This is a genomic window from Streptomyces sp. NPDC004134 (genome assembly GCF_042874195.1).
Lineage (GTDB): Bacteria > Actinomycetota > Actinomycetes > Streptomycetales > Streptomycetaceae > Streptomyces.
Genome location: NZ_JBIAMS010000006.1, coordinates 80,341 through 99,729, shown reverse-complemented (window position 1 = coordinate 99,729; position 19,389 = coordinate 80,341). Strand labels below are relative to the sequence as shown.

Below are 19,389 nucleotides of genomic sequence, written 5' to 3'. Positions count from 1 at the left end.
CACGTCATCCCCTTCAGATGGCACGGTGCTGTCACCGTGCGGTGCCCCTTGTTGTTAACACCCTGACTCCCGGCAGTCGATCGTCGTTTGAGGCTATGCCGCGCCGCCGTGGGACGGCGGCTGTCAAGACCGCGGAAACGCCTGAAGGGGTGATCACGTGGGGGGAATTCCAGCCATGATGGGGCCGGATTCGGCCCCGGGCGCGGGGGAAGGAGGGGCGTATGACGCGATCCTGGTGGGGCTGGGGCACGGTCGAGGACGCCGTGCGGGGCGCCGAACTCGCCGCGCTGCTCGGCCGGGTGCGGCTGCTGTCGGCCGCCGAGCCCGCCGACCACCCGCCCCCGCCCGCCGCCTCCCTCGGCCTGCCCCCGCCCCGGGTCGAGCCGCCCGCCGCGCTGGCCGGCCTCTGCTCCGCGGACCCCGCGGACCGCGCCGCGCACACGCACGGCAAGGCGTTCCGCGACGTCGTACGCAACCTCCACGGCGACCTGCGCCACCCGCCGGACCTCGTCGCCCGCCCGCGCCACGAGCGCGACGTCGCCGACCTGCTCGACTGGTGCACCCGCGCGGGCGTCGCCGCCATCCCCTACGGCGGCGGCAGTTCGGTGGTCGGCGGTATCGAGCCGCGCTTCACGGCCGGGCGCCCGGCCGTCACCCTCGACCTGGGGCGGCTGGACGCCGTGCTGGAGGTCGACGCGACCAGCCGCGCCGCCCGCATCCAGGCGGGCGTGTACGGGCCGCATCTGGCGGCGCAACTGCGCCCGCACGGGCTGGCGCTGCGGCACTTCCCGCAGTCCTTCGAGTTCTCCACCCTCGGCGGCTGGCTGGCCACCCGCGCCGGCGGCCACTACGCCACCCTCCACACCCACATCGACGATCTCGTGGAGTCCCTGCGGGTGGTCGCACCCGCCGGCACCGGCGAGTCCCGCCGGCTGCCGGGCTCGGGCGCGGGCCCGTCGCCCGACCGGCTCTTCCTCGGCAGCGAGGGCGCGCTCGGGGTGATCACCGAGGCGTGGCTGCGGCTTCAGGCGCGGCCCCGGTGGCGCGCGCGGGCGTCGGTGCGCTTCGCGGACTTCACCGCGGCGGTGGCGGCGACCCGGGCGGTCGCGCAGAGCGGCCTGCACCCGGCGAACTGCCGGCTGCTCGACCCGGCCGAGGCCCTGGTCAACGCGGGGGTGGACACCGGAGGCGGCGTGCTCGTGCTGGGCTTCGAGTCCGCGGACCACCCGGTGGCCGACCGGCTCGCGCGGGCGCTGGAGCTGTGCCGCGACCACGGCGGCACACCGGACGCGCCGGATGTGCCGGGGGAGTCGGGGGAGTCGGGCGTACGGGACGAATCCGGCGGTGCTGCGGAACCGGGCGGCCGGCCCGGCGCCGGCGGGCCGGGCGAGCCGGGTCCCGACGGCGGTCCCGACAGCGGTCCCGACAGCGGTACCGGCGGCGGTGCGGGCGCGGCCTGGCGGTCGGCGTTCCTGCGGATGCCGTACCAGCGCGACGCCCTCGCCCGGCACGGCATGATCGCCGAGACCTTCGAAACCGCCTGCACCTGGGACGCCTTCGGCGCGCTCCACCACGCCGTGACCGACGCCGCGCACCGCGCGGTCCGCGCGGTCACCGGCGGCGCGGGCGTGGTCACCTGCCGCTTCACGCACGTCTACCCGGACGGCCCGGCGCCGTACTTCGGCGTCATCGCGCCGGGCCGCTGGGGCAGCACCGTGGCGCAGTGGGACGACATCAAGGCCGCGGTCTCGGAGGCGATCGCGACCCACGGCGGCACGATCACGCACCATCACGCCGTCGGCCGCGACCACCGCCCGTGGTACGACAGGCAGCGCCCCGGCCCCTTCGCCGCGGCGCTCGCCGCCGCGAAGTCGGCGCTCGACCCGGCCGGCATCCTCAACCCCGGGGTGCTCGTCCCCGAGCGCTGACCGCGCGCCTCGCCGCGGGGCCCGTGGCCGGGCCGCGCGGCGGGAGCGCTACTGCCCCTGCTGCCCGGTCACGGGCTGCTGCGCGGGCTGCGGCGGCACGGGCGGGGGCCGGTGCTGCGGCTGCTGCGGCACGGCCTGCGCGGGCCCCTGCGACTGCCGGGGCTCCTGCGCGTGCGCGGACTGCTGTGCCTGCGGGGCCTCTTGCGGCTGCCGGTCCTGCGGCTGCCGGTCCTGTGGGCGGCGGTCCTGTGGCTGCCGGTCCTGTGGCTGCCGGCCCAGGCGCCGCCCGGCCGGGTCCGCGATGGCGACCACCGACTGCTGCGCCTCCGCCAGCAGCGTACGCGCCTCCTCGATGTGCTTGGCGTAGCGTTCCTGCTCCACCGCCGCCCGGATCTCGATCCGCTCCGCGGCCTGCCAGGCCCGGTCCCGCAGGTCCGCCGCCTCCAGCTCCGCCTCGCGCAGCAGCCCGGTCGCGTACTTCGCGTTGCCGTCGCGCCGCCGCAGATACTCCGACCGCACCGCCTCGGCCTGCCGCTCCGCCGCTCCCAGCGCGTCCTCCAGATCCTGCAGCCGCGAGCCCGTCTCGCCGGACAGCTTGCCCTCGCGCTCGGCCTGCGCCGCCTGCTGCGCGCCGATGTGCGCGGCGGCCTCCAGCGTCACCTGCTGCGCGCGCTGGCGGGCGTCCTCGCGGGCGCCGTCCGCCTGCCGCTGCGCGTCTGCGACGATCTGCCCCGCGGTCTCGTGCGCCTGCTTGATCCGCTGCCGCGCCCGCTGCTCGGCGTCGGCCCGTATGCGCTCGGCGTGCCGCTCCGACTCCTTGCCGCGCTCGGTCGCGGCCGCGCGGGCGGCCTCCTTCAGCTCCCGGCACTCCTCCGCGGCCCGGGCGAGCACGCGGTCCGCCTCGGCCTTGGCGTCGAGGAAGAGCTTGCGGGCGGTCTCACCCAGCGACTCGTACGTCTGCGGGCCCAGCGCGGCGGCCTGTTCGAGGAGCTGTGCCAGATGCCGCCCGCTCGCCTCCACCTGCGCTTCCAGGTCTCTGGCATGGCGTACGGCGGCCTCCCGCTCGGCGAGCAGGTCGCCGACGACGCGGTCGACCTGCTGCGGCGAGTAGCCGCGGCTTCTCGTGGCCATCATGAAATCGCCGGGTTGCATCATCTCGCCCATCGTGCCCTGTCGTCTCGGCTTCGCACTTCATCCCATGATGCTGCATCCGCAACCCGGAACCGGCGCCCGGGCCCGGGTCGCAGGCGGGTAGCGTGGCGTCGTCGGCGCGCTCGCGCAAGTCCCGTGGCAGGGCGGCGTGGTGGCGCCCCCCCGGGAGCGCCGCGGCGCCGCGGCGGGCGGCGCGGCCCGCGGTGTCGGACACGTCACATTTCGGCGGCGTACGGTCCCGGGTGGAGGAGAGAGCGCTCTCTCACGGCCGTCCGCCGGACGGTATAAAGGCTGCATGGCAACAGAAGCCCGGCCGCCCGGCCGCCCCGCCACCCTGGAGGACGTGGCCCGGGTGGCGGGGGTGTCCCGGGCGACGGCCTCGCGGGTCATCAACGGCTCGCCCACGGTCGACGCCGCGCTGCGCCGCAAGGTGGAGGAGGCGATCACCGCCACCAGCTACGCGCCGAACCGGGCCGCCCGTTCCCTGGTCACCCGGCGCACCGACTCCGTCGCGCTGGTGGTCTCCGAGCGCGAACAGCGCCATGTCGCCACCCCGTTCATCGGCCGCATGTTCACCGACCCGCACTTCGGCCGCGTCCTCAGCGGGCTGCTCCAGGTGCTCCGCCCGGCCGGGATGCAGACCGTGCTGATGGTCGCCGACGACGACGCGTCGCGCCGGCAGGTGCTCGCGTACCTGCGCCAGGGACACGTCGACGGCGTCGTCCTCATCTCCTCGCACCCCGACGACCCGCTGCCCCGGATGCTCTCCGAGACGGCGCTGCCCACCGTGCTGGCCGGCCGCCCGAACCGCGCGGCGCCGCTGCCCTACGTCGAGGTGGACCAGCGCGCGGGGGCCAGGCTGGCCGCGGAGCGCCTGGTCGCCCAGGGGCGGCGGCTGATCGGCACGGTGGCGGGACCGCAGGACATGCCGGCCGCGCAGGAGCGCCTCGAGGGGTTCCGCGCCGCGCTCGCCGCGCTGGGCGTGGCCGGACTGCCGTGGGCGGAGGGCGACTTCACCCGGGCGGGCGGCGCCGCCGCGATGCGCCGGCTGCTCGCGGAACACCCCGGCGTGGACGGGGTGTTCGTCGCCTCCGACCTGATGGCGCTGGGCGTGGTGCCGGTGCTGCTGCGCGCCGGCCGCCGGGTGCCAGAGGACGTGGGCGTGGTCGGGTTCGACGACAGCGAGGCCGCGGAGGCGTCGGAGCCGGCGCTGACGACCGTGCGGCAGCCGGTGGAGGACATGGCCTGCGAGATGGCGCGGCTGCTGCTGCGGCAGATCAGGGAGCCCGCGGCCGCGCCGCCCTCGGTGGTCTTCCGCCCCACGCTGGTCGTACGCGAGTCGTCCTGAGCCCTGAGCCCTGAGCCCTGAGCCCTGAGCCGCCCGGGCCCGCGGGCCCCCGCGGCCCCGCCCCCGGCGTCCGCATGACCGGGGGCGGGGCCTGCGCACCCGCCGGTGCGGCTCAGGGGTAGGAGACGACCTTGGACGGGATCGTCGACGTACCCGAGGTCGGCGCGCCGTGGTCGTTGATCACGTGGGCGTACTGCCCCTGACCGCCGAGCGAGACGACCATGATGTTGTGGAACTTGATCCCGGAGCCCCTCGGGGTGGCGAAGCCGTGCTCCTGGACGATGCTCGGGGCGACGTTGTAGTAGCAGTAGCTGCCCATGCCCCAGCCCTCGTGCTGGCCGACGTCGTCGGCAACCTTGTACGCCGCGTAGCCGCGCAGGCTGCCGTTCTGGATGGCGGCCTGGTTGGGCGCGTCGTACGCCTTCTCGTTCTGGAAGAAGATCGTCCGGCCGCGCTCGCCGTTCCACTGCACGTCGTACTTGTTGAAGTGCTCGACGAAGAACCCGGTCGCCAGCACGTCGTCGCCGTTGACCACGACGCCGTAGTCGCACCGGTTGGTCTCCCAGCCGACGCCGTCGCCGTGGTCCGCGCGCCACACCCAGGTGTGGTCGACGACCACGTGCCGGCTGTTGATCACCATGCTGGTGGTCGCCTTGCCGGGGCCCGCGCCGCCGATGCGGATGAACACGTCCTGGAGCGTGGTCGGGTTGTTCGCGTGGTCCGCGGCCGAGCCGTCCGGGCCGACCTGGAGCAGCACGTCGGAGTTCTGCGGCCCGGCGTCCAGCAGGAAGCCGGCGAGGCGCACCCCGTCGACGTCGGCGACGGTCATGGCGCGCACGCCGCCGTCCGGGATGATCGTGGGGTAGCCGATCCCGAGCACCACGGTGTTCGCCCGCTCGATCGCGATCGGCGCGTCGACGTGGTAGATGCCCGGGGTGAGCAGCAGGTGCTTGCCCTCCCGCAGGGCGGCGTTGATGCTCGCGGCGGTGGCGCCCTGCTTGACGACGTGGAAGTCGGACAGCGGCAGTGACTGGCCCTGCGGGCTGCCGCCGCCCCAGGTGGTGCCGCGGGCGTTGCGGCGCAGCGCGGGGAGGAAGACGCGGTACTCGGCGCCGTCGAGGTAGAGGAACGGCTTCTCGCGGGAGATCGGCGTGGTGTCGAGGGTGGTGTACGGCGGGTCGGGGAAGGACTGCGCCGGGGCGCCCTCGACGCCGGAGAAGACCATGTTCCACACGGCGTTGAGCCAGCCGCCGATGCTGCTGTCGCGGGTGTACCACTGCTGCTGCGAGTACGGCTGCACGGTGCCGTCGATGCGGCTGTCGGCGATGTAGCCGCCGCTGGCCCAGCCGTAGCCGTCGGGCGCGAGGTTGAGGTTGCCGCGCACGTGCATGCGGCGGAACGGGGCGGCCTGGGAGACGGCGAAGCGGTTGGTGCCGTTGACGGGGCTGAGCGACAGGTTCTCCGCGGAGCGCCAGAAGTTCTGGGTGGCGTTGCCCTGGAACCAGCCGGCGTCCACGGTCACGTCCCCGTTGATGTGCGTGTCGTCGGGGGAGAGGCCCAGGCCGATGATCGAGGTGTAGAAGCCGAGCTGGGCGTTGAGGCCATTGTACGTGCCGGGCTTGAAGAGCAGTGCGTAGCGGCCGGTGCCGAACTGCGCCGACTCCTGCTGCCGGAAGATCTGGTCCAGCCGGCTCTGGATGCCGGGGGTGGACGGGTCGAAGAAGATCACGTTGGGCCCGAGGTCCGGGTCGGCGAGCGGCCGGGCCGCGGACCGCTGCGGCGCCGCGGTCGCCTGGGAGACCGCCAGGCCCGTGGCCGGCACCGCGGCCGCCGCCGCGGCGGCGGCGAGCAGGGCGCGGCGGGACGGGCCGGATCTTGCGGGCGGAGCGGGCGAGTCACCGGTGGGGGGTACGCGCATGGGTCACGTCTCCTGAGTCGTCGGCTCTTCGATCAGGCTTCAAGGAATGAACGGTCGAGCGGGAGAGAGCGCTCTCTCGCGCCTGATTCGGTTTACGCCCGCGGGGGCGCGCCGTCAAGGGGATGCGCACACAACGGCCTTAGCGGCGCGGTGAGTTCAAGGAGTGTGCACAGGCGGGCCCGCCTTCGCCGATGTCAAGCAACCGGGGTTGACTATCCTGTGTTAGTCAACCTAGGTTGCCTGTATGGCAGACGAGGATCCGGCAGACGCGCTGGCGGCGGTCGCGGCCCTGCGCCGCCTCGCCGACCGGCTGGAGGACGCCGCGGTGGAGCAGGCGATGCGTACCGGCTGGAGCTGGCCGCAGGTCGCCGAGGCGCTCGGCGTCACGCGCCAGGCGGTGCACAAGAAGCACGCCAAGCGGCTCATCGCCGCCGGCGTGACGCTGAGGAGGCGGGGATGAGCACGTTCGACAGGTATCTCCAGGCGGTGCTCCTGACCGCCGAGGCCGAGGCCCGCGAGGACGGCTCCGCGGCCATGGAGGCGCGGCACGCGCTGCTCGCGGTCGCCGCCCAGGACGGCACCGAGCCGCAGCGCGTCCTGGCTGCCGCCGGGCTCGGCCGGGGGGAGCTGAAGGCCGCGCTGGACCGGGAGTTCGCGCACAGCCTCGGCGCCGCGGGCGTCGCGCCCGGCGCGTTCGACCTGCGCGCCACGCCGGACCCCGGCCGCCGCCCGCAGTTCGGCGCCTCGCTCAAGCTCGCCCTGGACCGGATGGCCGGCACCCACCGCAAGAAGGACCTCACGCCGCTGCACGTGCTGGACGCCCTCCTCCAGGCCGAGGTCGGCACCGTGCCCCGCGCGCTCGACCTCGCGGGCGTCGACCGGGCCGCCCTCGCCGCGCGCGTACGGGAGGCGCTGTGAGCGCCGCCGCGGCCGTCACGGTCGCGGGCCTGCGCATGCGCTACGGTGCCGCGGACGTCCTCCACGGCGTGGACCTGCACGTCCGGCACGGCGAGACGGTCGCCCTCCTCGGGCCCAACGGCGCCGGCAAGACCACCGCGATCGAGATACTCGAAGGCTTCAGGACCCGCTCCGCCGGCGAGGTCACCGTCCTGGGCGCCGACCCCGCGCACGGCGACGAGCGGTGGCGCGCCCGCGTCGGCGTCGTGCTGCAGTCCTGGCGCGACCACGGCAAGTGGCGGGTCCGCGAACTGCTCGCCCACCTCGCCTCGTACTACGCCTGCGTCGGCCGCACCCCCTGGGACCCGGGCGAACTCGCCGACGCCGTCGGCCTCGGCGGCCGGGACGGGCAGAAGATCCGCACCCTCTCCGGCGGCCAGCGCCGCCGCCTCGACGTCGCCATCGGCATCGTCGGCCGCCCCGACCTGCTCTTCCTCGACGAGCCCACGACCGGCTTCGACCCCGACGCCCGGCGCGGCTTCCACCGGCTCGTCGGGGACCTGCGCGCCGCCGGCACCACCGTGCTGGTCACCACCCACGACCTGCACGAGGCCGAAGTCCTCGCCGACCGCATCGTCATCCTCGACGCCGGCCGCGTCATCGCCGACGGCACCCCCGCGGAGCTGGCCCGCCGCATCGCGGGCGCCGACCGCGTCCGCTGGCGCCACCGCGGCCGGCCCCGCGTCCACGCCACCGACGACTCCACCGCCTTCGTCCGCGGCCTCTTCGAGCGCCACGGCGAGGAGATCGCCGAACTGGAGGTCAGGCGCGCGTCGCTGGAGCAGACCTACCTCGCCCTCGTCCACGCGGCGGAAAGCGCCCCCGCGCGCGCGGCGGAGGGCGGCGAGCGGTGAACGCCTGCGTGCTGCGCGCCGGGCTGCGGCGCGGCGCCATCGAGCTGCGCCAGTCGTTCACCAACGGCGCCGAGCTCTTCAGCCACCTGTTCTGGCCGCTGCTGATGCTGGGCGTCCTGTGGTTCCTGCGCGGGCGGGAGTTCGACTCCACCGGCTTCATGCTCGGCGCCCTGACGCTGCCCGGCATCCTCGGCATGAACGTGTCCTTCGGCATGGTCACCATGAGCCAACTGCTCACCGCCGAGCGGGAGGACGGCACCCTGCTGCGCGCCAAGGCCACCCCGAACGGCATGGGCGGCTACCTCGTCGGCAAGGTCGTCTCCGTCGCCGGCGGCCTTCTCGGCGACCTCGCGCTCTTCCTGGTCCCGGCGCTGTTCCTGGTCGACGGCCTGCACCTCGACGGCGGCGGCTGGCTCCACCTGGCGGGGATCGTCGCGCTCGGGATGGTGGCGACGCTGCCCGCCGGGGCCGTGCTGGGCTCGGTGTTCGGCGACGCCCGCGCCCAGGGCCTGATCCAGCTCCCGGTGCTCGCGCTGATCGGGATCTCCGGCATCTTCTACCCGGTCACCGCGCTGCCCGACTGGCTGCAGTGGACCGCGCAGGTCTTCCCGCTCTACTGGCTCGGGCTCGGCATGCGCGCCGCGATGCTGCCCGACGCGGCGGTGGCGGTGGAGATCGGCGACTCCTGGCGGCAGGCGGAGACGGTGGGCGTGCTCGGCGCGTGGGCGGTGCTGGGCCTTGCGGTGGCGCCGGTGGTGCTGCGCCGGATGGCGCGCCGGGAGTCCGGCTCCAAGGTCGCCGCCCGCCGCGAGCGCGCGCTGCAGCGCGTGCTCTGAGCGCCGGTACGGGCCGTGCCCCGGCCCGTACCGGCGCTCAGGCCGCCGTCCAGGCGCGGAGCTTCTCCGGGTTGCGCATCGCCCAGATCCGCGTGATCCGCCCGTCCGCCACGTCGAACGTGAGCACCGACACCGTGACCCCGTCCAGCCGCGCCACCACGCCGGGTTGCCCGTTGACCGTACGCACCAGCAGCTCGATTCCGGGCTGCTGCTCCCGTACGTCCGCCAGCCCCCGCACGATCGCCTCGCTGCCGACGACGGGCCCCAGCACCGCCGGCACCACCCCGCCGCTGTCCGGGGTGGACACCGCGGCCGGGTCCAGCAGCCCGACCAGGGCGCCGATGTCCTTCGCCGCCCACGCCCGCCGGAACTCCCGCACCAGCGCGGCGTGGTGCTCCGCCGCCGCGGGCCGCCGCGCCGTACGGACCCGGCGCCGGGCCGACGACGCCAACTGCCGGCACGCCGCGGGCGACCGGCCGACGATCTCGGCCACCTCAGGGAACGGGTAGCGGAACACGTCGTGCAGCACGAACGCCACCCGCTCCGCCGGGGTCATCGACTCCAGCACCACGAGGAACGCCATGTGCACCGACTCGTCCATCGTCACCTGGTCCGCGGGATCCGCCGCGTCCGCGGCCGCCCCGCCCACCCGGCCGCCGACCAGCTCCGTCCGGTCCGGCAGCGGCTCCGGCAGCCACTCGCCCACGTACCGCTCCCGCCGCACCCGCGCGGAGCCGAGCAGGTCCAGGCAGACGCGCCCCGCGACCTTCGTCAGCCAGCCGCCCGGGGAGACCACCGCGGCCCGCCGCTCCGCGGACATCGCGTACCAGCGGGCGTACGTCTCCTGCACCACGTCCTCGGCGTCGGCCAGGGAGCCGAGCAGCCGGTAGGCGAGGTTGGTCAGCCGCCGCCGCTCGCTCGCGGTCCCGGCGGGCCCCGGGTCGAGGCGGCCGTGCTGCGGCGCGGACGGTGTGGTCATGGTGCGGGTGCTCCTCGGTCGCGTGACAGGTCTCCCCCGTATGACGAAACGGCCCGCCGGACCGTGAGGCCGGGCTGCCGTCTCACACTTGGGGCGCCCGGCACGTCTTAGTCACAGGGCTCGCGCCGGGGAGGCGGGTGCCCCATCGTGAACCATCCCCCAGCCGGGGACCCCGGAGTGAGAGGCCCACCATGGAACCCGAGAGCCCCGTCAAGGCGGCCGTCATCTACTACAGCGCCACCGGCACCGTGCACACCCTCGCCCTCGCCGCGGTGGAGGGCGCGGAGAAGGCGGGTGCGCAGGTGCGGCTGCGCCGCGTGCCGGAGACGGCGGGGGAGGCGGCGATAGCGGCGAGACCCGACTGGGCCCGGCACCGCGGCCGGACCGCCGACGTGCCCGAGGCCGCCGTCGACGACCTGGACTGGGCCGACGTGGTGCTGTTCGGCACCCCGACGCGGCTCGGGAACATGTCCGCCCAGGTGAAGGCGTTCATCGACACCACGGGACCGCTGTCGTCCGCGGGCGGGCTCGCGGACAAGGTGTACTCCGCCTTCACCTCCGTCGACACCGCCCACGGCGGGCAGGGCGCCGGCCTGCTGACGCTGGCCAACGTCTTCTACCACTGGGGCGGCATCATCGTGCCGCCCGGCAGCCCCGAGCCCGTCCCGGACGGCTCCGGGGACGGGCCGCCCGGCGACGTGGCGCTGGAGGCGGCCAGGTACCAGGCGTGGCGCGCCGTCACGACCGCCGCCGCGCTCGACGCCCGCCGCCCGCACCCCGTCTGAGGGCCGCGGCGGTACGGGCCTGGGGCCGCCGCCCGTACCCGTACCCCCGCCGACGGCAGGCGTGATCCGGACGATCCGCTACGGCCCGGAGCGCCCGGCGCCGTCCGCGTTCCGCCCGGTGTTCCGCCGGGCGTCCCGCTCCGTCTTCCGCTCGGCGTCCTGCTCCGGGTCCTGTTCCGGGTCCCGCTGCCCGGCCTGCTCCGCGTCCGCCGCGCGCCCCGCCGACCACGCCCGCCACAGCGCCGCGTACGGCCCGTTCGCGGCCCGCAGTTCGTCGTGCGTGCCGCTCTCCGCGACCCGGCCGCCCTCCATCACCACGACCCGGTCGGCCGCCGCCGCCTGGCTCAGCCGGTGCGCGACGACCAGCGCCGTCCGCCCCTCGAGCGCGCGCTCCGCCGCCTCCTCCAGCCGCCGGGCGCCGAGGCTGCCCGCCTCCGCGGTCGCCTCGTCGAGCACCGCGACCGGCGGATCGGCCAGCACCAGCCGGGCGAGCGCGAGCTGCTGGGCCCGGTCCGCCGTCAGCCGGTGACCGCCCTCGCCCACCACCGTCTCCAGCCCCTCCGGCAGCGCCTCGGCCCAGCCCAGCGCGCCCACCCGGGCCAGCGCCTCGCGCAGTTCCTCGTCGCCGGCGCCGGGGCGGGCCAGCCGCAGGTCGTCGGCGAGCCGGCCGGCGAAGACGTGCACCTCCTGGGTGACCAGCGCGACCGTGAGGACCGACTCGTCCGGCGCCGCCCCGCCCACGTCGATGCGCCCGGCGGCCGGGACGTGGATGCCGGCGAGCAGCTTGGCCAGCGTGCTCTTGCCCGCCCCGCTCGCGCCCACCAGCGCCACCTTCTCCTTCGGCCGCAGCTCCAGGTCCACGTCGTGCAGCACGGGCCGGCCCGGCTCGTACGCGTGGGACACCCCGCTGACCGACACCGCGACGGCGGGCCGCGGGCCCTCCCCGGGCCCCGCCCGCCCCGGCGCCGTCTGCTCCCGGGCGTCCACGACGCCGACCAGCCGCGCCAGCCCCGCCGTCGCCGCCTGCGCGTCGTCGAGGAGCACCAGCGCCACGTTCACGGGCCCGAACAGCGAGTGGAAGTAGAGCGCGGCGGCCGTCGCCGTGCCGATCGACGCGGAGCCGTCGCGTACCAGCAGGTACCCCGTCACCAGCACCGCGGACAGCCCCAGGTACTCCGCCACGTGCAGCCGGTTGTAGAAGCCCATCAGCAGCCGCACCCCGCGCAGCCTGAGGTCCACCGCCGCGCGCGAGCGCGCGTCCACCCGCCCCGCGTGCAGCGCCTCCAGCCGGTGCGCGCGTACGGTGGCCGCGCCGCTGACGGTGTCGAGGAGCTGCTGCTGCTGCGCCCCGGTGGCGACGCGCTCGCGCGCGTAGAGGGGCACCGCGCGGCGGACGTACCAGCGGGCCGTGTACGCCTGCACGGGCACCGCGAGCAGCGCGGCGAGCAGGAAGCGCCAGTCGAGGATCGCGAGCGCGCCGAGCGTGAGCACGATGGCCAGCACGGAGGACGCGAGTTGGGGCAGCGCGCCGCGGACCGCCTCGGCGACGCGGGAGACGTCGCGGGTGACGCGGGCGGTCAGGTCGCCGGAGCCGGCCTTCTCCAGCCGGTCGAGCGGCAGCCGCAGCGCCCGCTCGACGAACCGCTCGCGCAGCTCGGCGAGGACGGTCTCGCCGAGCCGGGAGACCATCGTCCGGCCGATCGCGGTCAGCACGCCCTGGCCGGCGGCCACGGCGACCAGCAGCACCACGGGCAGCGTGAGCGCGCCGGCCTCGCGCCGGTCGGTGACCAGGTCGACGATGTGGCCCAGCAGCGGCTGGGTGAGCAGCCCGACGGCGGTGGCGGCGGCCATCATCGCGAACGCGGTCCACGCCAGGGCCCGGCGCGGGCGCAGCAGTTCGCGCACCGCGGCGCGGGTGCGGGCGGGGGTGGCGGTGGGGAGCAGTTCGCGGGCGTCGTCGCCGCGCAGGTCCCCGGGCCCACCGGGGCCTTCGTGCCCGTCGTCGTACGGGCCGGGCGTCGCGGTCATGCGAGCACCGCCGCCCGGTAGGCCGCCTCGTCGCGTACGAGGTCGGCGTGCGGTCCTTCGGCGGCGACCCGGCCGGCGTCGACGAACACGACCCGGTCGGCGACCGCGAGCAGGGCGGGGCTGTTGGTGACCAGCAGAGTGGTCCTCCCGGCGCGGTGGTCGCGCAGCCCCTCGGCTATCCGGGCCTCGGTGACCACGTCCACCGCGGTGGTCGGGTCGTGGACGACGAGCACGGGCCGCCCGGCGTGCAGCGCGCGGGCCAGAGCGACGCGCTGCCGCTGCCCGCCGGAGAGCGCGCGCCCGGCCTCGCCGACCTCGGTCCCGCTGCCGCGGGGCAGCGCCCGGCACACCTCGTCGGCCGCCGCGGCGGCCAGCGCCGGTCCCGGGTCCCGGCCGGGCGGCTCGGGCCCGGAACGGGCGGCGCCGGCAGGCGACTTGCCGTCGGTGCGTCCGGTACGGCCGGCTCCGGTACGGGCACCGTCCGCGGGCCCGCCGCCGGACGCCGCATCCCACTGCCCCTCGCCGGCCGCCGTGACGTTCTCGCCCACCGTGCCCGCGAAGAGGTCCGCGTCGTGCGCCGCCACCAGGACCGCCGTCCGCAGCTCCGCCGGGTCGAGCCCCGTCAGCGGGACCCCGTCCAGCTCCACCACCCCCGCCGCCGGGTCCTCGATCCGGCCCAGGCACCGCAACAGCGCCTCCGCGGCGGCCGGTTCCGTCGTCGCGACCCCGACCAGCTCCCCGGCCGCGACCGCCATGTCCACCTCCGCGAGCGGCCCGAGTTCCACGCCGCGCAGCCGCAGCTCGCCGCGGACGGGCTCCGCCAGCCGCCGGTCGCCGGGGACCACGGCCGGCGCCGCGGCCAGCACCTCGGCGACCCGCGCCGCCGACGCCCGCGCCTGGGCGAACTCGGCGTTGACGTACGCGAACACCTGCAGCGGCGTCAGCAGGAACTGCGCGAGCCCGACGGCCGCGACGAGCTGCCCCAGCGTGATGTCGCCGCTGAGCGCCAGCCGGCCGCCGACCAGCGCCACCAGCGCGATGAAGCCGCCGGTCAGCGCGAGCACGACGCCGTTCTGCCAGCCCTCGGCGCGCGCCGCGCGCAGCGTGGCGGCCAGCGAGTCGCGGCTGGTGGCCCGGTAGCGCTCGACGGCCGCGTCCCGCGCGCCGATGCCCTTGAGCACCCGCAGCCCGGCGATCAGGTCGGCGGCGACGCCCGAGGCGGTGGCCGCCTGCTCCTGCTCGGCGGCGCTGCGGTGCTCCAGCGGCTTGCTCAGCAGATGCCCCAGCCACAGCAGCACGGGCGTGCCGGCCAGCACGAGCAGTCCCAGGGGTACGGAGATGAGCAGCAGCGCCACCGCGCTGACCGCCGCGCCGGCCAGCCCCGAAACGCCTACGGTCACCACCATGACGATGTAGCCGACGCGCTTGGCGTCGTCGGTGGCGATGTTCGCCACCGCGCCCGGCAGCCGGCCGCGCTCGGCGCCGCCGCGCGGGTCGAGCACCCGGCCGACCAGCTCCAGCCGCACCCGGTGCGCGGCGAGTTCCGCGGCCCGCTCGGACGCCTTGACCCCGAGGCGGAAGCTCAGCGCGAGCATGACGTACACGGCGACGAGCACGAGGAGCCAGCGCACCAGCGCGCCCGCGTCGTCCCCGGCTACCGCGTCGTCGATGACCATGCCGATGAGCACCGGTACCAGCGCCTCACCGAGCTGGTGCCCGACCGCCAGCACCGAGCCGATCGCGACACCGCGCCGCTGTCCCGCGATCGCGCCCTTCAGCACGTCCCGCCCCGACGGTATCTGCGCAGCCACCCGCCACCCCACCTCTTCTTCTGCTCATTCCGGACCGAGTAGGTAAGGCTAGCCTAAGTATCTGTCGGGTGATCCGGATCCCCGGCGTCCGCCGGCGGGTACGCGGTCCCGACTCGGCTGCGTACGGCGGTGGTTGGGGCTCCGCCGATCTCTTGACGCGGTGATCGCGTTGGGGAAGGTTGTTGCCCCGGACGTGCGGGAGAGCCGGCCCGGCGCGAAGCGCCGCGCCGCCGGCCCGAGGAGCAGAGGGGAGACCGTGGTGGACGAGGACTCCGTCGCCGTGGTGGGCGGGAGCATCGCGGGGTGCGCCACGGCGCAGGCGGTGGCGCGGGCGGGTGCGGGGCGGGTCACCGTCTTCGAGCGGGCCGGCGGCGAGCTGCGCGACCGCGGCGTGGGCATCGGCCTGCACGACGCGCGGTTCGCGGAGCTGGAGGCCGCGGGGTACGTGGACTCGTCGATGCCCTGGTCGGCACTGAACCGCCGGGTGTGGACGATCCGCGACGGAGACGCCGAGCTGGGCCACGGGTTCGCCGAACAGCACTTCCCGTTCCGCTCCTACAACTGGGGCTCGCTCTGGCACGAGTTGCGCAACCGGGTGCCCGAGTCGGTCACGTACCACACGGGCGCGGCAGTGACCGCCGTCGAGCAGGACGCGGACGGCGTCACCCTCAAGCTCGCCGACGGCCGCCAGGAGCGCTTCGGCGCGGTGATCGGCGCGGACGGCTACCGCTCGGTGGTCCGCGAGGCGATGTTCCCCGGGCTCGCCCCCGACTACGCCGGCTACCTCGGCTGGCGCGGCACCTCCGCCCCGGTCGCGGGCGACCCGGAGACGGACGGCGCCGAGGCGCGCGTGGTCGTCTTCCCCGGCGGCCACTGCATGATGTACCTCATCCCCGCCGCGGGCGGCGGCTTCCGGATGAACTGGGTGCTCTACGCCGTCCCGCCGGACGACCCCGACCTGCTGCTCGACCTGCGCACCCCGACCTCGCTGCCGCCGGGCCGGGTCGCCGCCAAGCTCACCGCGTACCTGCGCGACCTGGTCGCCGAGCACTTCCCGCCGTTCTGGGGCCGCTGCGTGCTGCGTACCGCGCCCGAGGACTCCTTCATCCAGCCGATCTACGACCTGGAGGTGCCGCGGCTCGCCGTCGGCCGGCTGCTGCTCGCGGGCGACGCCGCCACCGTCGTCCGGCCGCACACCGGCGGCGGCAGCGTCAAGGCGCTCCAGGACGCCACGGCGCTGGAGGCCGCCTGCCGCGCCGGGGGCGACTGGCCGCGGATCGCCGCCGCGTACGACGCGGACCGCACCGCCGTCGGCGCCGCCATGGTCGCGCTCGGCCGCCGGCTCGGCCGCGCCCAGGTCGAACAGACCCCGGACTGGCAGAAGATGGGGCAGCCCGAGTTCGACGCCTGGTGGCAGGAGCAGAACCGGGGGCCCGACCGCAGCAGCGGCTTCGGCGGGCACGCGCTCAAGCGCGGCTGAGGGGTGCGGACTTGACCGCAAGGGCGTTCGAACTGCCCGCCCATCTCTGAAATTTCAGACGGAACCTGATCGAATCGGATTGATCAGAGGTAGAGATTGCATCTCCCTCTTGCATATTTTGATGTTGTACTCGCCCGTAACTTATACTTCCGACTTAGCATCAGACACATCGCTCAGCCCACCCTCAGCAGGAGCGATGCATGCACCGACCCCCACATGTCACACCCTCCCCATCGCAAGGTAATCCCGTGTCAGCTTTACTGTGTCATGACCCCGACGTAGGGGTTGCGTAGTGAAGATCAACCGTCGACTCGTCCTTCTGGTCGCCGTGCCCCTTGTGGTGGCCATCGCCTTTTCCGTGCGCGCACTCGCGCCGGCGACGACCCAGGCGTTCCAGGCCAACAGGCTGGCGCAGATGGTCGATGCCGCCGAGTCCGCCGCGGAGCTGACCGCCCGGTTGCAGGACGAACGTGCTGCCGCAACCGCGCTGGTCGCCTCCCAGGGCGATGCCACCAGTTTCCGCAAGGCAACCGACGCCACGGACGCAGGTATCTCGGAGTACACCGAGAAACGCAGGAAGCTCGACTCCCTGCCGCACAACGCCGACCTCGCCGTGCAGCGGATCGACCGCTCGCTGGCCGAACTGCCCTCGCTGCGCGCCCAGGCGCGCTCGGGCAGCGGCACGCTGTCCGCGCTCGCGTTCGGATACCGGATCACGATCGCCGACCTGGTCGACTACCGGGAAGGCATCGCCCAGGCCGACGGCGTCGACGCCGACATCGCCGACCGGATCCGGGCCTCCGCCTCGTTCGCACGCGCCGAGGAGCACTCGGCGCAGCAACAGGTCGTGGTGCTCAGGGCGCTGGACGGCGGCGGCTTCACGTCGGCCTCCCGGCGCACCTTCGACGCCACCGAGATCGGCTTCTTCGAGACGATGAGCGCCTTCGTCGCCCTCGGTCCGCAGCAGTGGCGCGCCTGGCTGGAACACGCGCTCTCCGCTCCCGGCACCCTGCCCGCGCAGGGGATGCAGGACCAGGTGAGCCGCACCCAGATCGGAGCGGAACTCGGCATCTCCGCCGCCGACTGGCAGGAGGCCACGGCCGACCGGCTGACCGAGCTGCGCTCGGTGGAGCGCCGCGTCATCGAGTCCGTGCACAAGGACGTCACCGAGGAACGGTCCACGCTCATCTGGTGGGCGGTCATCGAGATCATCGTGGTGCTGGTGACGCTGATCGGCGTGCTGCTCTTCGCGCTCCGCGTCGGCCGCGTGATCATCCGCCGGCTGCGCGACCTGCGCAACGCGGCGCACTCGGTGGCCACGGAGCGGCTGCCGCAGATCGTCACCGACCTCTCCCAGCCGGGAGCCCTGGGCGGCGCCACGCCGGAACAGGTCGCCGACAGCTCCGGCAGCCCGGTGGAGACCACCGGCGAGGACGAGATCGGCGAGGTCGGCGAGGCGTTCAACTCCGTCCACCACGAGGCGGTACGGCTCGCGGCCCAGCAGGCGCACGCGCACGAGCAGTTCGCGGAGACCCTGGTCGGCGTCGCCCGCCGCGGTGCGCAGCTCACCTCCGTCATGGTGTCCGAGCTGGACGCGGTCCAGCGCGACGAGGCCGACCCGGAGCGGATGAAGATCCTCTTCGCGCTCGACCACCTCGCCATCCGCATGGAGCGCAACACCAACAACCTGCTGGTGATGGGCGGTTACGGACACGCCCGGGTACGCGAAGCGGACGCGCCCTGCGCCACCGTGGTCGTCGCCGCCGCCCAGCAGATCGAGCGGTTCGAGCGCGTCGCCATGGGCATCGTGGAGCAGGGGATCGGCATCGCCGCCCGCGGGGTGCACGACCTCGCGCACATCCTCGCCGAACTCCTCGACAACGCCACCCGGTTCTCGCCCCCCGACAAGCAGGTGGGCGTGGCCGTCTGGCGGCTGTGGGACCGCGCGGTGGTGCAGATCGTCGACGAGGGCGTCGGCATGACCCCCGAGCGCCGGGACGAGCTGAACGCCCGGCTGGCCAACCCGCAGACCGGCGTCGGCGCCGTGCGCTCCATGGGTCTGCACGTCGTCGCCCGGCTCGCCGCCCGGCACGGCATCGTGGTCGAGCTGCGCTCCTCCGCGGGCCCCGGCACCATCGCCGAGGTCACCCTCCCGCCGACGGTCCTCGTGGCTGTCGAGGAGGAGACGATGGTGGAGGGCGAACGGCCGCTGGTGGAGGGGGAGCCGAGCGTCTTCGCCGCCACCCCGCGCGGCGTGCCGGGACCGCGCAAGCCGATGGACGAGCCCGTCGCCGCCGCCGCGCCCCGGCGCGGCGCGGCCGCCGCGGGCGGCACCGTTCCCGGCACCACCCCGCCGCGCGGCACGACCCCCGGTGCCGCTCCGGGCGGGGCCGTGCCGGGTGGCCGGGAGGCGCAGGCCGGGGACGACGGCGGCGCGCGGCGCAACCTGCCGTTCGGCCCGGACTACGACCCGGCCGACCGCGTCGCCGGCGTCAGCCCCTCGGGGCTGCCCGTGCGGATGCGCCAGCCGGCGGACCAGTGGCCGCGGTTCCCCAAGCGCGACGGGGAGAACAGGCCGGGCGGCCGGAGCGAGCGGAAGGCGGCGCCCACGAAGCGCCGGGACTCCCGGCAGATCTCCGACGTGCTGGCCGCGTACACCCAGGGCATCAGCAGGAGCACCGGCCGCCGTGAGGGAGCCGGGGGGGCCGCCGATCGCGGCCGCCCGGCAGGTACGGGCGGCAGCGGTGACAACGGCAGCGGCGACGGCCGTCCCCGTAACGACGACGGAGGCCGTGCCCGTACCGGCAGGAACAGCGGCCGTACCCCCCGGACCGCAAAAGACGACGACTCGCAACGGAGCACGTGATGACTACCCCATCCACCGCCGACCTGAGCTGGCTGCTGAGTGACTTCGCGCGCCGTATCCCCGAGGTCACCCAGGTCATCGCCGTGTCCGTGGACGGCCTCGCCCTGGCCTTCACGGGGGTGGACCAGGACGACGCGGACCGGCTGGCAGCCATCGCCTCCGGCATCGTCAACCTGCTCTCCGGCGCTGCCCAGTTGATCGAGGCGGACCCCGTCGAGCACAGCCTGACCGCCATGGAGGGCGGCTACATGTTCTCCATGGCGGTCTCCAGCGGGGCGTCCCTCCTGGTCACCACCAACCGGGACGCCGACATCGGCGAGGTCAGCTACATGATGTCCGAGCTGATCAACCAGGTGGGCGACGCGCTCAGCCCGCAACTGCGCGACTCGCAGCCCGCTTCCTGACGCCGCCGCACGGGCGGGACTCCCCTCACCCCGCCCGCGCGCC

Annotated in this window: 15 protein-coding genes; 10 read left to right on the top strand and 5 right to left on the bottom strand. The window is 75.1% G+C overall.

Features of this window, described 5'->3' with window-relative positions:
* Positions 1-221 precede the first annotated feature (221 nt).
* Positions 222-1,928: an FAD-binding oxidoreductase gene (locus tag ACFYVJ_RS10715; RefSeq protein WP_388888832.1), complete on the top strand. Its 1,707-nt coding sequence runs from the start codon at positions 222-224 to the stop codon at positions 1,926-1,928.
* Between the two features lie 48 nt (positions 1,929-1,976).
* On the opposite strand, the gene ACFYVJ_RS10710 is transcribed toward ACFYVJ_RS10715, so the two are convergent.
* Positions 1,977-3,059: a hypothetical protein gene (locus ACFYVJ_RS10710; protein WP_388888829.1), complete on the bottom strand. Its 1,083-nt coding sequence runs from the start codon at positions 3,057-3,059 to the stop codon at positions 1,977-1,979.
* Positions 3,060-3,375: 316 nt separating this feature from the next.
* On the opposite strand from ACFYVJ_RS10710, the gene ACFYVJ_RS10705 reads away from it, so the two are divergent.
* Complete coding sequence (locus tag ACFYVJ_RS10705) at positions 3,376-4,428, top strand: LacI family DNA-binding transcriptional regulator (RefSeq protein ID WP_388888826.1); 1,053 nt, start codon at positions 3,376-3,378, stop codon at positions 4,426-4,428.
* Between the two features lie 112 nt (positions 4,429-4,540).
* Here ACFYVJ_RS10705 and ACFYVJ_RS10700 read toward each other — a convergent pair whose 3' ends face one another.
* Complete coding sequence (locus tag ACFYVJ_RS10700; protein WP_388888824.1) at positions 4,541-6,346, bottom strand: coagulation factor 5/8 type domain-containing protein; 1,806 nt, start codon at positions 6,344-6,346, stop codon at positions 4,541-4,543.
* A 244-nt stretch (positions 6,347-6,590) separates the two neighbouring features.
* Between ACFYVJ_RS10700 and ACFYVJ_RS10695 the strand changes: the two genes are divergently transcribed.
* From ACFYVJ_RS10695 to ACFYVJ_RS10680, 4 genes are read left to right on the top strand one after another with little or no spacing between them, the layout of a single operon-like run.
* Positions 6,591-6,806, top strand: a complete 216-nt coding sequence (locus ACFYVJ_RS10695) for a hypothetical protein (protein ID WP_388888821.1) — start codon at positions 6,591-6,593, stop codon at positions 6,804-6,806.
* Positions 6,803-7,264 (top strand): Clp protease N-terminal domain-containing protein, encoded by a 462-nt coding sequence (locus ACFYVJ_RS10690; protein ID WP_388888818.1) that lies wholly within the window; start codon positions 6,803-6,805, stop codon positions 7,262-7,264. The genes ACFYVJ_RS10695 and ACFYVJ_RS10690 overlap by 4 nt, the downstream gene beginning before the upstream one ends.
* The gene (locus tag ACFYVJ_RS10685) at positions 7,261-8,157 is read left to right on the top strand and encodes an ABC transporter ATP-binding protein (protein ID WP_388888816.1); all 897 of its coding nucleotides are present in this window, start codon (positions 7,261-7,263) and stop codon (positions 8,155-8,157) included. The genes ACFYVJ_RS10690 and ACFYVJ_RS10685 overlap by 4 nt, the downstream gene beginning before the upstream one ends.
* Positions 8,154-8,993 (top strand): ABC transporter permease, encoded by an 840-nt coding sequence (locus tag ACFYVJ_RS10680; protein WP_388888813.1) that lies wholly within the window; start codon positions 8,154-8,156, stop codon positions 8,991-8,993. Before ACFYVJ_RS10685 ends, ACFYVJ_RS10680 begins: the two co-directional genes overlap by 4 nt.
* 37 nt (positions 8,994-9,030) lie before the next feature.
* Here ACFYVJ_RS10680 and sigJ read toward each other — a convergent pair whose 3' ends face one another.
* Positions 9,031-9,972: an RNA polymerase sigma factor SigJ gene (gene sigJ / locus ACFYVJ_RS10675; protein ID WP_388888811.1), complete on the bottom strand. Its 942-nt coding sequence runs from the start codon at positions 9,970-9,972 to the stop codon at positions 9,031-9,033.
* Positions 9,973-10,163: 191 nt separating this feature from the next.
* Between sigJ and ACFYVJ_RS10670 the strand changes: the two genes are divergently transcribed.
* A complete protein-coding gene (locus tag ACFYVJ_RS10670) occupies positions 10,164-10,757 on the top strand; it encodes a flavodoxin family protein (RefSeq protein WP_388888808.1) in 594 nt (197 codons plus the stop codon).
* Positions 10,758-10,835: 78 nt separating this feature from the next.
* Here ACFYVJ_RS10670 and ACFYVJ_RS10665 read toward each other — a convergent pair whose 3' ends face one another.
* Positions 10,836-12,785, bottom strand: coding sequence for an ABC transporter ATP-binding protein (locus ACFYVJ_RS10665; RefSeq protein WP_388888805.1), 1,950 nt, complete (start codon positions 12,783-12,785; stop codon positions 10,836-10,838).
* A complete protein-coding gene (locus ACFYVJ_RS10660) occupies positions 12,782-14,596 on the bottom strand; it encodes an ABC transporter ATP-binding protein (protein WP_388888802.1) in 1,815 nt (604 codons plus the stop codon). The genes ACFYVJ_RS10665 and ACFYVJ_RS10660 overlap by 4 nt, the downstream gene beginning before the upstream one ends.
* A gap of 259 nt (positions 14,597-14,855) precedes the next feature.
* Between ACFYVJ_RS10660 and ACFYVJ_RS10655 the strand changes: the two genes are divergently transcribed.
* The 3 genes from ACFYVJ_RS10655 to ACFYVJ_RS10645 all read left to right on the top strand — a co-directional run bounded on the left by ACFYVJ_RS10655 (position 14,856) and on the right by ACFYVJ_RS10645 (position 19,346).
* Positions 14,856-16,076: an FAD-dependent monooxygenase gene (locus tag ACFYVJ_RS10655; protein ID WP_388888799.1), complete on the top strand. Its 1,221-nt coding sequence runs from the start codon at positions 14,856-14,858 to the stop codon at positions 16,074-16,076.
* 292 nt (positions 16,077-16,368) lie between these two features.
* Entirely contained in the window at positions 16,369-18,942 is a 2,574-nt protein-coding gene (locus ACFYVJ_RS10650; RefSeq protein ID WP_388888795.1) for a nitrate- and nitrite sensing domain-containing protein, read from the top strand.
* The gene (locus tag ACFYVJ_RS10645; RefSeq protein WP_047019156.1) at positions 18,942-19,346 is read left to right on the top strand and encodes a roadblock/LC7 domain-containing protein; all 405 of its coding nucleotides are present in this window, start codon (positions 18,942-18,944) and stop codon (positions 19,344-19,346) included. Before ACFYVJ_RS10650 ends, ACFYVJ_RS10645 begins: the two co-directional genes overlap by 1 nt.
* Positions 19,347-19,389: the final 43 nt, after the last annotated feature.

Coding starts and splice junctions, on each gene's coding strand:
- ACFYVJ_RS10645 (WP_047019156.1), top strand. CDS start 18,942: ATGACTACCCCATCCACCGCCGACCTGAGCTGGCTGCTGAGTGACTTC.
- ACFYVJ_RS10695 (WP_388888821.1), top strand. CDS start 6,591: ATGGCAGACGAGGATCCGGCAGACGCGCTGGCGGCGGTCGCGGCCCTG.
- sigJ (WP_388888811.1), bottom strand. CDS start 9,972: ATGACCACACCGTCCGCGCCGCAGCACGGCCGCCTCGACCCGGGGCCC.
- ACFYVJ_RS10665 (WP_388888805.1), bottom strand. CDS start 12,785: ATGACCGCGACGCCCGGCCCGTACGACGACGGGCACGAAGGCCCCGGT.
- ACFYVJ_RS10715 (WP_388888832.1), top strand. CDS start 222: ATGACGCGATCCTGGTGGGGCTGGGGCACGGTCGAGGACGCCGTGCGG.
- ACFYVJ_RS10710 (WP_388888829.1), bottom strand. CDS start 3,059: ATGGCCACGAGAAGCCGCGGCTACTCGCCGCAGCAGGTCGACCGCGTC.
- ACFYVJ_RS10700 (WP_388888824.1), bottom strand. CDS start 6,346: ATGCGCGTACCCCCCACCGGTGACTCGCCCGCTCCGCCCGCAAGATCC.
- ACFYVJ_RS10690 (WP_388888818.1), top strand. CDS start 6,803: ATGAGCACGTTCGACAGGTATCTCCAGGCGGTGCTCCTGACCGCCGAG.
- ACFYVJ_RS10670 (WP_388888808.1), top strand. CDS start 10,164: ATGGAACCCGAGAGCCCCGTCAAGGCGGCCGTCATCTACTACAGCGCC.
- ACFYVJ_RS10705 (WP_388888826.1), top strand. CDS start 3,376: ATGGCAACAGAAGCCCGGCCGCCCGGCCGCCCCGCCACCCTGGAGGAC.